Genomic DNA, 13,294 nt, shown 5'->3' with positions numbered 1-13,294 from the left:
CGACCGTGCCGGCCGTCGGGTCACCCCGGAAAGACACCGCTGATGCTCTGCACCAGACTGACGAACGCCCGCTTCCTCACCATGGATCCGGACCGCCCCGTCGCCTACGACCTGGGCATCTGGCGGGGCCGGATCGTCGGCCTGGACGAGGCCGTCACCTCCCTGCCCGCACGGGAGGTGATCGACCTGCAGGGCGCCACCGTGCTGCCCGGGTTCATCGACGCCCATGTGCACCTGGCCTGGACCGGGTTCAAGGAGAACACCCCGAGCATCGCGGGCCGCACGAGGATCGACGACGTGCTCGCGGTCGTGGAGGAAACAGTCATCCGGAAGGGTTCGCCCGGCGCCTGGGTGAGCATCGCCGGCTACGACCAGCGGGCCCTGGGCCGTCATCTGACCGCCGCGGAACTGGACCGGGTCAGCCACGGGCACAAGCTGTACGTGCTGCATGACTCCGGGCACGGCTGTGTGGTCAACTCCGCCGTCCTCGACCTGCTTCCGGCCGGCATCCCGCACGACAGCGGCTTCCTCGCCGAGGGGGCCATGGGCGCCGCCCGCGCGCTCAGACTTCCCCACTCCCAGCAGGAGTTGGCCGAGGTCATCGGTCGCGCTGCCCGCACCTGCCTGGCCGAGGGTGTCACCGCCTGCGCCGAGGCGGGCATCGGTGGCACCCTCTTCGGCCACAGCCCCGTCGAGCTGGGCGCCTACCAACTCGCCCGCGAGCAGGGGCTGTTGCCGCTGCGTGTGCAGCTCATGGTGTCCGCCGACCGGCTGCGCCCGGTCGCCGCGCACGAGGCCGACGGCATTCCCCGCGCCCTCGACCTCGGCCTGCGCACCGGTTTCGGTGACGACCGGCTCTCCGTTGGCGCGCTGAAGATCTACACGGACGGCGGCATGATGGCCCGGACCGCCGCGCTCAGCGGTCCGTACGAGGGGCTGGAGCACACGGGCCAGTTGCAGGACGACCCGGAGGTGCTCGCGGACACGATCGTGGACGGCCACCTCGCCGGGTGGCAGCTCGCCGTCCACGCGATCGGCGACCGCGCGGCCGACATCGCCCTGGAGGCGCTGGAACGGGCCCAGCGCCTCCGGCCGCGCCCCGGGGTCCGGCACCGTATCGAGCACGCCGGCCTGATCCGCCCCGACCAGCTGCCGCGCTTGGCGCGGCTCGGCGTCAGCGCGGTCGTCCAGCCGAACTTCCTGCGCTGCTTCGGCGACGACTACGCGGCGATCATGGGCGAGGAACGTGCCCCGTGGCTCTACCGCGGCAGGGCGTTCCTGGACCATGGCATCCCGCTCGTCGGCAGCTCCGACCGCCCCGTCACCGACGGATCCCCGCTGCGGGCCATCCAGTTCATGGTCGAGCGCGCCTCCGCATCCGGACAGGTGATCGGTCCGGACGAGGGCATCGGCGTCGACGAGGCCCTGCGCGCCTACACCGTCGCCGGCGCGTTCGCCTGCCACTGGGAGGACAGCCTGGGAAGCCTCGCCCCCGGCAAGCGCGCCGACCTGGTCGTGCTCGGCGACGACCCCCACCGTGTCGGCGCGTCCCGCATCGGAGACATCGAGGTGGTGGCGACATACGTCGGGGGCCGCGAGACGGGGAAGTCGGCGCCGGGAGGGGCATTCTGAGGCACCGTCAGCTGGACTTGTAAATTAGGTAAGGCTAGCCTTACTTCGAGTTCGTTGGGTGACACGGCGACGCGCCGTTCTCCGACCGTGGAACCGAGGAAGGGAAGCCTTGATCACGGCTACGCCGCGCCCCGCCCCGCCGGCGCACACACTCCTCGCGTCGGCTTCCGCCGTGCGCACCGCCCGTCAGGAGGACGCCGCCGCACTCGCGGCCCTGTCCCGGCCCTTCGTGCGCTCGGGGGCGCTGAGGGAGCGGTCGCTCTCCCTCTACGCAACCCGCGCGACCGACTTCCTCGTGACGGAGGCTCCCGACGGCACCCTCGAAGGCTGCGTGGGTCTGAGCGTGCATCAGGCCGAACCGGGCGACGGCCGTGGACCGGCGGGTGTTGTGTACAACTTCTGCGTGGCCGGGCACCGGCAGGGAAGCGGGATGGGGGCCACGCTCCTGCGTGCCGTGCTGGCCAGGGCGCGCGCCCGGTCGCTCGGTGCCCTGTTCACGGCGACGACCGGCGGCGGGGGGCTGTTCCTCCGGTACGGGTTCGCACCCACGGCCGCGCGCCTGGCGCCGCCGTCCTGGGCCGAGTCCCTGGATCCCCGGCGCAAGGCACGGATCCTCACCCGGATCCTGTGACCGTCGGCCGGTGTGTCACGCGTTCTTCGGCTCCCTGCGCAGGAGAAGGCCGCGCAGTATCCCGTCCGTCATGCACACCACGCCGCTGCGTGCGGCCCACCGAAGCGCCAGGGTGTGCTCCTCGGCGGAGAAGTCGGCCACCGCGTCGGCGACGACGAACGGCTGGATGTCGTTCATGAAGGCGTCCGCCGCCGTCAGCAGGACGCCGAGGTGTGCGTACACCCCGCAGATGATCAGCTGGTCGCGCCCCTTCGAACGCAGCAGTCTGCCGAGATGGCTGCGCAGAAACGCGTTGTGGCGCACGTTCGCCAGCAGATGCTCGCCGGGGCGAGGCGTGAGGGGTGCGACGATCGAGGCGGCGTCCGGCTCGTCCCCGATTCCCGGACCCCACATGTCGGCGACGAGTCCGCGCTGCCCCGGTGGCTGGCCGGCCGGCTCCGCGCTGAAGACGACCGGCATGTGCAGCGTCCCCGCGAGTTCCCGGAGCGCCGCTATGTTGTCGACGAGTTCGGCCACGGGGGAACGCCCCTCCGGGAAGGCGCCGACGAAATGGTTCTGCATGTCGTGCACCAGCAGTGCGGCGCGTACCGGATCGATCCGCCACGAGACGTGCGACCGGGGGAGGGCGGAGCGGTCCGGCATCGGGTAGGAGTCGATGGCGGGCAAGCTCATGGGTGAATCCCTCCCTTGATGACGACGCATCACCGGGTTCGGGCTGCCAAGATTTTCTTAGCTTAGCCTAACCTAAATAAGGAAGTGTCTGGTCTGGAATCGGCTTGTTTCCCGGACCTACCGCGAATGCCAACTGGGCGCGCATGAAAGGCAGTTGCCGCGTCCCGGAACTGCGGCCACGCCTCTCGCGGCGCCACTTGCGCGTATTTCCACCCGCGTATCAGGCGAGCGAAAAACACTTGGACTCAGCGGGCACCGCCGCGGGACACTGCGACGCCACTCACTCGACAACACAGGGTTTGGGATGGGATCACCTGAATCGCGTGAGGTTCCGCAACGCAGGGGCTCCGTGCTCCTCGCGCTTCGTCACTACGGACGTGAATTGGCCCGGCTGCGATGGCTGACAGCGCCCGCGATGCTGCTGCCGGCGCTGGGCAACATCGGCATCGCCTACATCGCGCCGCTGATCGTCGCCAAGCTCGTCGGCAAGATCGCCGATGACGTCGACAGAACGATCGGCTCGACGCTGCCGTACGTCGCCGGCTTCGCCGGCGTCCTGCTGCTCGCCGAGGTGCTGTGGCGCATCGGCATGCACTGCCTGAACCGCCTCGACGCCCTCGGTATCGAGCACCTGTACGTGATCGGCATGGACGAACTGTTCGCCAAGGACGCCGCGTTCTTCCACGACAACTTCGCCGGGTCACTGACCAAACGGGTCCTGAGCTTCGCCTCCCGCTTCGAGGAGTTCGTCGACACGCTGACGTTCCAGGTCGTGGGCAGCTTCGTGCCACTGCTGTTCGGCTCGGTGGTGCTGTGGCGCTACGAACCGCTGCTCGTCGTCGGCCTCTTGACGATGATCGCACTGACGGGGCTGTGCGTGGTGCCCCTCATCCGCCGCCGGCAGGCGCTGGTCGACCAGCGCGAGGAGGCGATCGCCCGGGTGTCGGGCCATGTCGCCGACAGCCTGATGAACATGGACACGGTCCGCGCGTTCGCGGCCGAGGAACGCGAGGCCGCCGAGCACCGGTCCCGCGTCGCGCAGTCGCGGCGGCTCACCCTGCGGTCGTGGGACTACGGCAACCTGCGCATCGACACACTGGTCGCGCCGATGTCCGTGCTGACCAACGCCGTCGGCCTGCTGCTCGCGGTCACCCTCGGCGGCGGCGCGCACGGCGTGGAGGCGGTCGTGGTCGCCTTCACGTACTACAGCAACGCGACGCGGATCATGTTCGAGTTCAACCAGATCTACCGCCGCCTGGAGAGCTCGATGACGGAGGCCGCGCAGTTCACCGAACTGCTGATGTCACCGCCGACCGTGCTCGACCCGGCGTCGCCCGAGCCGCTGCTGTCCGGGGCCGCCGACGTCCGCTTCGAGCAGGTGACCTTCGCCCACGGGGGTGCGGATCCGCTCTTCGAGGGCCTCGACCTGGCCGTGCCCAGCGGGGCGAAGATCGGTCTCGTCGGCCGCTCCGGCGGCGGCAAGACCACGCTCAGCCGGCTGCTGCTGCGGATGACGGACATCGACGGCGGCCGCATCCTGATCGGTGGTCAGGACATCAGCAGGATCCGCCAGGCCGACCTGCGCAGCCTGATCGCCTATGTGCCGCAGGACCCGGCGATGTTCCACCGCACGCTGCGGGACAACATCGCCTTCGCCCGGCCCGACGCCACCGACGCGGAGATCCGCCGCGCCGCCGAGGCCGCGCACGTCACGGAGTTCGCCGACGCGCTGCCGGACGGCTTCGACACCATGGTGGGCGAGCGCGGCGTCAAACTGTCCGGCGGACAGCGCCAGCGGGTCGCCCTCGCGAGGGCGATCCTGCGCGACGCGCCGATCCTGCTGCTCGACGAGGCGACCAGTGCCCTGGACTCCGAGAGCGAGCTCCTCATCCAGGAGGCGCTGTGGCGGCTCATGGAGGGGCGGACGGCGCTCGTGGTGGCGCACCGGCTGAGCACCGTCGCCACCATGGACCGGCTCGTGGTCCTCGACCGTGGACGGATCGTCGAGCAGGGCACGCACCAGGAACTGCTCGCCTCGGACGGCGCCTACGCCAAGCTGTGGCGGCACCAGTCGGGCGGCTTCCTCGACGACAGCCCCGCGCGCGCCGACCTGCACTGAACGAGCCGGGCGGCCACGTGCCGCCCGGCTCACCGCCGGGCGACGACCGCGCCCGGCTCACCGCCGGGCGACGACCGCGCGCGGCTCACCGCCGGGCGACGACCGCGCGCGGCTCACCGCCCCGGCGACGGCCGCGCCGGGCTCACGATCTTCGTGTCATCCTGGTGGTGCCGGAACTCGCCGATGCCCAGCCCTCTTCCGGCCGCCTGCTCCCCGGCCGGCAACTGCGCCGGAGGATCTCCAGTACGGCTCCGGACACGGCGGCGCTCCGGGGCACGGTCAGTACGGCCAGCCCGGGTTCCGCGCCGTTGTGCCGGCGAGTTGCCGCCCCCGGGCCCGGGCGTCGCCCTCCCCGTCAGTCCGCCGGAGCCGGCCCCCGCTCCGGCGGACTGACGGGGAGCGGCGAACAGTGACCCACGGGTGACGCGCCGCCCGGGCGGGCCTTGGTTTCGACGAGTCGCGCCGGCCCCGGCCGGGCTTTGGCTTGGATGTGTCGCGCCGCCCCTGGAGGGCCTTGGCCTGGATATGCCGCGCCGCCCCTGTCGGGCCTTGGCCTGGATGTGCCGCGCCGCCCCGTGCCGGGCCCCGCTTCGACCTGTCGCGCCGCCCCGGACGGGACCTGGCTTCGACGTGTCGCGCCAACCGGGCCGGGCCCCGCTACGACGTGCCGCGCCGCCCCCGGCCCGGTCGGCCGGAGGCGGCGGCGAGCCGTACGGGTGGGCGTCGACGGTTGGACGGCCCCGTACGGTGTGGCACGGCGTCGGCCCGACTTGTGGTCGGGCGACATGACGCCGCGCCAGGCTATCTGACGCAAAGTCAGTTTTGGTCGAGCACCGCCCCCAGCACCTCCGTCAGCGTCGCCTCCGCGTCCGTCGCCGCACCGGGGGAGCGCCACGCCACGAAACCGTCCGGGCGTACCAGGACCGCGCCCTCTGAGGTCGTGCCGTGCACCTGGGCCCAGTCGGCGCCGTCCTCGGGGGCGAGCTCGGCGTCCGGACCGGCTCCGACGCGGTACGACTTCAGGCGGACGGCCAGCCGGTCGGCGACGCGTCCGGCCGCGGCGTGCCAGTCGGACGTCGCACGGGCGTCGCTGAGCAGGACCATGGAACGCTCGTACAGATCCAGCGTGGAGATCCGCTCACCGGACCGGCGCAGCCACATGTGCGGTGCGCGGCTGCCCGGTTCACCCGTCAGCCGCATCCCCTCGGGCACCACGGGCTGGTCGGGATCGGCGCCCAGCACGGCACCGCTCGGGTAGCGGTAGCCCAGGGCCACGTTCAGGATCCCGCCCTGCCTGCCGCCGCCCGCGCCCGGAGCCGGCACATAGCCGGGGTGGCTGTGCTCCACCGAACGGGCGGAGGCGCGGGCACTGGTCGCCTGCGCCACGGGGCGGCGTTCGGCGTCGTAGGTGTCGAGCAGTCCCGGACCGGCCCAGCCGCCCAGCACGGCCGCCAGCTTCCACGCCAGGTTGTGCGCGTCCTGGATTCCCGTGTTCGAGCCGAACGCCCCCGTCGGGGACATCTCGTGCGCCGAGTCGCCGGCCAGGAACACCCGACCGGACGCATAGCACTCGGCGACCCGCTCGGCCGCGTGCCACGGGGCCTTGCCGGTGATCTCCACATCGATGCCCAGGTCGCCGACGGCCTGCCGGATGTGCCGGGCGCAGCGCTCGTCGGTGAAGTCCTCCAGCGTCTCGCCCCGCTCCGGGTGCCAGGGCGCGTGGAACACCCAGTGCTCCCGGTTGTCCACCGGCAGCAGCGCACCGTCTCCGTCCGGGTGGGTCAGGTAGCAGACGATGAAGCGCCGGTCGCCCACCACGTCCGCGAGCCGCTCCGACCGGAAGGTGATGCTCACGTTGTGGAACAGCTCGCCGGGCCCCGTCTGGCCGATGCCCAACTGCTCGCGCACCGGGCTGCGCGGCCCGTCCGCCGCGACAAGGTAGTCCGCGCGCAGTGTGCGGTGCTCACCCGTGCTCCGGTCCTTCACCCGGGCGGTCACCCCGTCCCGGCCCTGGTCGAAGGACATCAGCTCCGTGGAGAACCGCAGATCGCCGCCGAGCTCGCGGGCGTACCGCAGCAGCACCGGCTCCAGGTCGTTCTGGCTGCACAGACACCATGAGCTGGGGCTGAACCGGGCCAGCCCGCCACCCGCGTCGATCTCCTTGAACAGCCACTCACCGGCGTCACCGACGAGCGTCGGCGTCTGCAGGATGCCGTGGTTGTCCGCCAGCACCGACGCCGCCTCACGGATCAGCGGCTCCACACCCGCGACCCGGAACACCTCCATCGTGCGTACGTTGTTGCCCCGTCCGCGGGGATGGATCGAGGTCGCCGCGTGGCGCTCGACCAGGGTGTGCCGCACGCCCAGGCGGCCGAGGAACAGCGACGTGGACAGCCCCACCAGGGAACCGCCCACGACGAGGACCGGGACGTGCTCGTCGATTTCCTGTTCGGCGCCGAGGTCGCCGTCGACGCCGCCGTTGAGTTCTTCGTTCATCAAAGGCCTCCAGCCGATTGCCTCCACCGGCGGACCCGGGTCCCGGCCCGGGGCCGTGCCGGTTCCCGGTGCCGTGTCCCTGCCCGATGCCCCACACGGGTGAGCCCGGTGCCGAGTCCGATCCCGGGTCGGTGGCTGAGCCCGGGCTGGAAATCCATGCCCTGACAAAGATCGTTTCGAGCACGGGATCGTCCATATGGGCGCCAACGCTCGCGGCGCGCGTGGTGCCGACACATGATCGGGATTCAGCGACTGACGTCGTGTCGAGGGACGCGGCGGTCGCTTCTGCTCTCGCGAAGGAGAGGTGTGGCAGATGACGATCTCGCAGCGCGTATCCCAATCGGCACTGGACGGCTCGAGGCTTCGGGTCGTACTGCTGCTGGATCTGTACGAAGGGGCTCAGCAGCGGTTCCTCGAGGCCTACGAGAAGATGCGCAACCAAATCGCATCCGTGCCCGGACACATCAGCGACCAGCTGTGCCAGTCCATCGAGAACCCCTCGCAGTGGCTCATCACCAGCGAATGGGAGAGCGCCCCGCCCTTCCTCGCCTGGGTCAACAGCGAGGAACACGTCGAGATGGTCCGGCCCCTGCACAGCTGTGTCCGGGACACCCGCTCGTTGCGCTTCAGCATCCTGCGCGAGACCGGCCGCGGGGTTCCCCGCGCCACCAAGTCCGCCAGGGGCGCCAGCGGAGGGCTCCAGACCTCCCCCCGGGTGGGTGACGGCGTGGTCCGCCACGCGCTGACCTTCACCGTCAAGCCGGGCACCGAGTCCAAGGTCGCCGAGATCCTCGCCGGCTACACGTCGCCCGAACCGCGCGTCAACGAGCACACCCGGCTGCGCCGGACCTCGCTGTTCATGCACGGCAACCGCGTCGTACGGGCCATCGAGGTGCAGGGCGACCTGCTCGCCGCGCTGCGCCACGTCGCACGCCAGCCCGAGATCCGCGCGGTCGAGGAGGCCATCGACCCGTACCTGGAGCAGGACCGCGACCTCAGCGACTCGGAGTCCGCGCGGCTGTTCTTCACCCGGGCGGCCCTGCAGGCCGTGCACCATGTGACCTCCGGCCGGGAAACCCCGGACGTACGCCGGCACGCGCTGTACTACCCGGCCAAGTCGGGCTGCGGCATGACGCTGGCCCGCTTCCTCGCCCAGCAGGACGAGACCGCCGCGGACGACCCCAACAGCCCGGTCTGCGCCAGCACGGTCTTCCAGCGCGACGACGTCGTGGTCCGGCTCATCGACATGCCGGGCAACATCGACGCCCACCCCGCCGCCGCCCTCGGGCTGGAGGGCCCCCGCAAGGCCGCCGTCCTGTCACGGCTGCTCGACGGCGCCGCCCTCGGCGTGGACGGCCCGCTGAAGTCGCAGCGGGACGTCGTCCGGCTCCTCGCCCACGCCGACATGACCCCCATCACCGACCGGCGGGCGCCGGACGCCTGACGGGCCGTGCGGCCCACCGGGGCCGCAGCCCGCGGCAGCGACTCCCACATCTGGAGGAAGAAGACCATGCTCAAGCCGCGCCCACGCATCGTGGACCTGTCAGAGATCGAACCCAACATCAGACGCGGCGGCGATCTGCGCGCCCTGCTCACCCCCACCACGGTGGGCTCCACCAGCGGTTTCATGGGCCTGGCCATCGTGCAGCCCGGTGAGCGCATCGGGGAGCACTACCACCCCTACTCCGAGGAGTTCGTCTACGTCGTCAGCGGCGCCCTCGAGGTCGACCTGGACGGTGAGCCGCAGCCGCTGAGGCCCGACCAGGGACTGATGATCCCGCCTCATGTACGGCACCGCTTCCGCAACGTCGGCAGCGAGGAGGCCCGGCTCGTGTTCCACCTGAGCCCCCTCGCCCCGAGCCCGCCCCTCGGACACGTCGACACGGAGGGAACCAGCGCCACGGGCGCCCCCGCCGCGCACCAGGAGGGGCCGCCCGAGCACAGCGAGGCGAGCCGGTGAAGCGGCGGGTGGCGGTCACCGGAATCGGTGTCGTGGCGCCCGGCGGCATAGGCGTGCCGGCCTTCTGGGACCTCCTCGCCCAGGGCCGCACCGCGACACGCGGCATCACCCTGTTCGACCCGGCGGGGCTGCGCTCACGCATCGCCGCCGAGTGCGACTTCGACCCGGCCGAGCACGGCCTGGACCCGGAGCTGACCGAACGCACCGACCGCTACATCCAGTTCGCGATGGTCGCCGCCAGGGAGGCCGTGGGCGACGCCGGACTGGACCTCGCCCACGAGAACCCCTGGCGGGTCGGTGTCTGCCTGGGCAGCGCGGTCGGCGGCACCACCCGCCTGGAGCACGACTACGTCCTCGTCAGCGAGCGGGGACAGCACTGGGACGTGGACCACCGTCAGGCGGAGCCGCATCTGCAACGGGCGTTCTCGCCCAGCACGCTCGCCTCGGCGGTCGCCGAGGAGTTCGGGGTGGGCGGCCCGGTGCAGACCGTCTCCACCGGCTGCACCTCCGGACTCGACGCGGTCGGATACGCCTTCCACTGCATCGAGGAGGGCCGGGCCGACCTCTGCATAGCCGGCGCCTCGGACTCGCCGATCTCACCGATCACCATGGCCTGCTTCGACGCCATCAAGGCGACGTCCCCCAACAACGACGACCCCGAGCACGCCTCCCGGCCGTTCGACCTGCACCGTGACGGGTTCGTCATGGGCGAGGGCGGCGCGGTGCTCGTCCTGGAGGAACTCGAGCACGCCCGGGCCCGGGGCGCGGAGGTCTACTGCGAACTCGGCGGCTACGCCACCTTCGGCAACGCCTACCACATGACCGGTCTGACCAGCGAGGGCCTGGAGATGGCCCGGGCGATCGACACCGCGCTCGACCACGCCCGCGTCGACCGCAAGCTGATCGACTACGTCAACGCCCACGGGTCGGGCACCCGGCAGAACGACCGCCACGAAACCGCGGCGGTGAAACGATCCCTGGGCACCCACGCCTACGAGATCCCGATGAGTTCCATCAAGTCCATGGTGGGCCACTCGCTGGGCGCGATCGGCGCGATCGAGGTCGTCGCCTGCGTCCTGGCCCTGGCCCACCAGGTGGTACCGCCGACGGCGAACTACGAGACCCCGGACCCCGAGTGCGACCTGGACTACGTCCCGCGCGTCGCCCGCCCGCGGAAACTGCGCAACGTGCTGTCCGTCGGCAGCGGCTTCGGCGGTTTCCAGTCCGCGGTGGTCCTGACCCGACCGGGTGGGAGGAGACCATGAGCCCTTCGAACCCCCGGCGCGCGGCCGTCACCGGCATCGGTGTCGTCGCGCCCAACGGAACCAGCGCCGAGACCTTCTGGAAGTCCACGGTCGAAGGCGTCGGCGTACTCGACGCGGTCACCCGCGAGGGATGCCGGCACCTGCCGCTGAAGGTGGCCGGTGAGGTCCGCGGATTCGACCCGTCGGCCTTGATCGAGGAGAACTACCTGGTCCAGACCGACCGGTTCACCCACTTCGCCATGGCCGCGGCGACGCTCGCCCTGACCGACGCCCGGCTCGATCCCGACGGCATCGGCTCGCCCTACTCGGTGGGCGTCGTCACCGCCGCGGGGTCCGGCGGCGGTGAGTTCGGCCAGCGCGAACTGCAGCAACTGTGGGGACAGGGGTCCCGGTTCGTGGGCCCGTACCAGTCCATCGCCTGGTTCTACGCCGCCAGCACCGGACAGATCTCCATCCGCTCGGGCCTCAAGGGCCCCTGCGGGGTCGTCGCCAGTGACGAGGCCGGCGGGCTGAACGCGCTCGCCCACGCCGCGCAGGTCATACGCCGCGGCACCGACGCCGTGGTGGTCGGTGCCACCGAGGCGCCGCTGGCGCCGTACTCGGTGGTCTGCCAGCTCGGCTACCCCGAGCTCAGCACGGTCGCCGACCCCGCCCGCGCCTATGTGCCGTTCACCGACGGCGCCTGCGGGTTCGTGCCCGCCGAGGGCGGCGCGATGCTCGTCCTGGAGGAACTCGACACGGCACTGCACCGGGGTGCCGACATACGGGCCACCGTGGCCGGCCACGCCACCACGTTCACCGGCGCCTCCCGCTGGGACCGCTCACGGGACGGACTCGCGCAGGCGATACGCGGCGCCCTGGACGAGGCCGGCTGCGCCCCCCAGGACGTCGACGTCGTCTTCGCGGACGCCCTCGGCGTTCCGGAGGCGGACCGGGCCGAGGCGCTGGCCATAGCCGACGCGCTGGGCCCGCACGGGCGACGGGTCCCCGTCACCGCACCGAAGACGGGCACCGGGCGGTCCTACTGCGGGGCTCCGGTGCTGGACGTGGCGGCCGCCGTGCTCGCCATGGAGCACGGGCAGATACCCCCGACCCCGTACGTCCACGCCATCAGTCACGACCTCGACCTGGTGACCTCGCGGGCACGCCCCGCGGAGCTGCGCACGGCCCTGGTGCTCAGCCGGGGCCTGATGGGCTCGAACGCGGCGCTCGTGCTGCGAGGCCGTACCGGTTCCGCCCGGTAGCAAAAGGAGAAACGAGCATGACCACACAGCAGAACACGCCCCCGACCGCCCAGGTGACGGTGGAGGAACTGGCCGCGCTGATGAAGAAGGCGGCCGGGGTCACCGTCGACCCCGCCGAGCTGGCGGACCGGCTGGACGCCGGCTTCGACACCTTCGGCCTGGACTCGCTCGGCCTGCTCGGCATCGTGGGCCAGCTGGAGAACCGCTACGGCCGCCCGCTGCCCCCCGACGCGGAGCGCTGCAAGACCCCCGGGGACTTCCTCGAACTCGTCAACAGCACTCTTCTGGCGGGAGCCTGACATGGCCGGACACACCGAGAACGAGATCACCATCGCCGCACCGCTCGACCTGGTCTGGGAGATGACCAACGACATCGAGAACTGGCCGCGGCTGTTCAGCGAGTACGCCTCCGTCGAGATCCTCGACCGCGACGCCGACACCACGAAGTTCCGGCTCACCATGCACCCCGACGACAACGGGAAGGTGTGGAGCTGGGTATCGGAGCGGACCTGCGACCGGGAGCAGCTCACCGTCCGGGCCCGCCGGGTCGAGCCCGGGCCCTTCGAGTACATGAACATCCGCTGGGAGTACGCCGAGACGGCGGACGGGACGCGGATGCACTGGACGCAGGACTTCGCGATGCGGCCCGACGCCCCCGTCGACGACGCCGGGATGACGGACATGATCAACCGCAACTCGAAGGTACAGCTGGACCTCATCAGGGACCGGATCGAGCAGGCCGCCCGCGGCCGGCGCACCGCGTCCGTGGTGTCCGAATGACCGCTGCCCCGCTGACCCCCTGGCTCACTGACCTCCTGGCTCACTGACCACTGACCGAAGGACGACCGACCCATGCACCACGCCCTGATCGTCGCCCGCATGGCCCCGCAGTCGGCTCCGGACATCGCCAAGGTGTTCGAGGCCTCCGACAGTGGCGAACTGCCCCACCTCGTCGGTGTCACCCAGCGCAGCCTCTTCCAGTTCGGTGATGTGTACCTGCACTTCATCGAGGCGGAACGGGAGCCCGGACCCGCCATCGCCAAGGTGACCGAGCACCCCGCGTTCCGTGACATCAGCGACCGGCTGTCGGCGTACGTCAGCCCGTACGACCCGCAGACCTGGCGCGGGCCGAAGGACGCGATGGCACGCTGCTTCTACCGCTGGAGCAGGGACGCGTAAGCGTCCGTCCCGACCGGATGTGCAGGATGTGCGAAGCCGCCGGCTCCCGCGATAAGCGGGCGCCGGCGGCTTCGGGCCTTTTTCGGGTGGTCTTTC

Annotated in this window: 12 protein-coding genes; 10 read left to right on the top strand and 2 right to left on the bottom strand. The window is 71.4% G+C overall.

Translation table 11 applies throughout. The features are described 5' to 3' along the window. Window positions 1–42: 42 nt before the first annotated feature. Window positions 43–1,632 (top strand): amidohydrolase, encoded by a 1,590-nt coding sequence (locus EF387_RS27750; protein ID WP_128379341.1) that lies wholly within the window; start codon window positions 43–45, stop codon window positions 1,630–1,632. Window positions 1,633–1,741: 109 nt separating this feature from the next. Continuing rightward, window positions 1,742–2,263 carry a GNAT family N-acetyltransferase gene (locus EF387_RS27745; protein ID WP_128379340.1) on the top strand — a complete coding sequence of 174 codons (522 nt, stop codon included), beginning with the start codon at window positions 1,742–1,744 and terminating at the stop codon, window positions 2,261–2,263. Between the two features lie 15 nt (window positions 2,264–2,278). Here the strand turns inward: EF387_RS27745 and EF387_RS27740 are convergent, their stop codons facing one another. After that, the gene (locus EF387_RS27740; RefSeq protein ID WP_128379339.1) at window positions 2,279–2,935 is read right to left on the bottom strand and encodes an isochorismatase family protein; all 657 of its coding nucleotides are present in this window, start codon (window positions 2,933–2,935) and stop codon (window positions 2,279–2,281) included. 304 nt (window positions 2,936–3,239) lie between these two features. On the opposite strand from EF387_RS27740, the gene EF387_RS27735 reads away from it, so the two are divergent. Then, entirely contained in the window at window positions 3,240–5,054 is a 1,815-nt protein-coding gene (locus EF387_RS27735; RefSeq protein ID WP_202918385.1) for an ABC transporter ATP-binding protein, read from the top strand. 816 nt (window positions 5,055–5,870) lie between these two features. Here EF387_RS27735 and EF387_RS27730 read toward each other — a convergent pair. Beyond that, complete coding sequence (locus EF387_RS27730) at window positions 5,871–7,550, bottom strand: FAD-dependent oxidoreductase (RefSeq protein ID WP_128379337.1); 1,680 nt, start codon at window positions 7,548–7,550, stop codon at window positions 5,871–5,873. A gap of 313 nt (window positions 7,551–7,863) precedes the next feature. Here EF387_RS27730 and EF387_RS27725 point away from each other — a divergent pair, with 313 nt between their 5' ends. The 7 genes from EF387_RS27725 to EF387_RS27695 all read left to right on the top strand — a co-directional run bounded on the left by EF387_RS27725 (window position 7,864) and on the right by EF387_RS27695 (window position 13,198). Beyond that, a complete protein-coding gene (locus EF387_RS27725) occupies window positions 7,864–8,994 on the top strand; it encodes a SchA/CurD-like domain-containing protein (protein ID WP_128379336.1) in 1,131 nt (376 codons plus the stop codon). A 66-nt stretch (window positions 8,995–9,060) separates the two neighbouring features. Beyond that, a complete protein-coding gene (locus EF387_RS27720; RefSeq protein ID WP_128379335.1) occupies window positions 9,061–9,510 on the top strand; it encodes a cupin domain-containing protein in 450 nt (149 codons plus the stop codon). Continuing rightward, window positions 9,507–10,775, top strand: coding sequence for a beta-ketoacyl-[acyl-carrier-protein] synthase family protein (locus tag EF387_RS27715; protein WP_128379334.1), 1,269 nt, complete (start codon window positions 9,507–9,509; stop codon window positions 10,773–10,775). Before EF387_RS27720 ends, EF387_RS27715 begins: the two co-directional genes overlap by 4 nt. Next, window positions 10,772–12,019, top strand: coding sequence for a ketosynthase chain-length factor (locus EF387_RS27710; RefSeq protein WP_128379333.1), 1,248 nt, complete (start codon window positions 10,772–10,774; stop codon window positions 12,017–12,019). The genes EF387_RS27715 and EF387_RS27710 overlap by 4 nt, the downstream gene beginning before the upstream one ends. A gap of 17 nt (window positions 12,020–12,036) precedes the next feature. Continuing rightward, window positions 12,037–12,318 carry an acyl carrier protein gene (locus EF387_RS27705; RefSeq protein ID WP_128379332.1) on the top strand — a complete coding sequence of 94 codons (282 nt, stop codon included), beginning with the start codon at window positions 12,037–12,039 and terminating at the stop codon, window positions 12,316–12,318. A gap of 1 nt (window position 12,319) precedes the next feature. Further along, window positions 12,320–12,799, top strand: a complete 480-nt coding sequence (locus EF387_RS27700; protein ID WP_128379331.1) for an SRPBCC family protein — start codon at window positions 12,320–12,322, stop codon at window positions 12,797–12,799. Window positions 12,800–12,871: 72 nt separating this feature from the next. Continuing rightward, the gene (locus EF387_RS27695; RefSeq protein ID WP_128379330.1) at window positions 12,872–13,198 is read left to right on the top strand and encodes a TcmI family type II polyketide cyclase; all 327 of its coding nucleotides are present in this window, start codon (window positions 12,872–12,874) and stop codon (window positions 13,196–13,198) included. Window positions 13,199–13,294 lie beyond the last annotated feature (96 nt).

The sequence above is a fragment of the Streptomyces cavernae genome (assembly GCF_004023625.1).
Classification (GTDB): domain Bacteria; phylum Actinomycetota; class Actinomycetes; order Streptomycetales; family Streptomycetaceae; genus Streptomyces; species Streptomyces cavernae.
This window is presented reverse-complemented; position numbering and strand designations above follow the sequence as displayed.

What these genes read in the sequence shown, in the direction of transcription:
- EF387_RS27750 (WP_128379341.1), top strand. Translation starts at nt 43, where the DNA reads ATGCTCTGCACCAGACTGACGAACGCCCGCTTCCTCACCATGGATCCG.
- EF387_RS27740 (WP_128379339.1), bottom strand. Translation starts at nt 2,935, where the DNA reads ATGAGCTTGCCCGCCATCGACTCCTACCCGATGCCGGACCGCTCCGCC.
- EF387_RS27735 (WP_202918385.1), top strand. Translation starts at nt 3,240, where the DNA reads ATGGGATCACCTGAATCGCGTGAGGTTCCGCAACGCAGGGGCTCCGTG.
- EF387_RS27730 (WP_128379337.1), bottom strand. Translation starts at nt 7,550, where the DNA reads ATGAACGAAGAACTCAACGGCGGCGTCGACGGCGACCTCGGCGCCGAA.
- EF387_RS27725 (WP_128379336.1), top strand. Translation starts at nt 7,864, where the DNA reads ATGACGATCTCGCAGCGCGTATCCCAATCGGCACTGGACGGCTCGAGG.
- EF387_RS27720 (WP_128379335.1), top strand. Translation starts at nt 9,061, where the DNA reads ATGCTCAAGCCGCGCCCACGCATCGTGGACCTGTCAGAGATCGAACCC.
- EF387_RS27710 (WP_128379333.1), top strand. Translation starts at nt 10,772, where the DNA reads ATGAGCCCTTCGAACCCCCGGCGCGCGGCCGTCACCGGCATCGGTGTC.
- EF387_RS27705 (WP_128379332.1), top strand. Translation starts at nt 12,037, where the DNA reads ATGACCACACAGCAGAACACGCCCCCGACCGCCCAGGTGACGGTGGAG.
- EF387_RS27700 (WP_128379331.1), top strand. Translation starts at nt 12,320, where the DNA reads ATGGCCGGACACACCGAGAACGAGATCACCATCGCCGCACCGCTCGAC.
- EF387_RS27695 (WP_128379330.1), top strand. Translation starts at nt 12,872, where the DNA reads ATGCACCACGCCCTGATCGTCGCCCGCATGGCCCCGCAGTCGGCTCCG.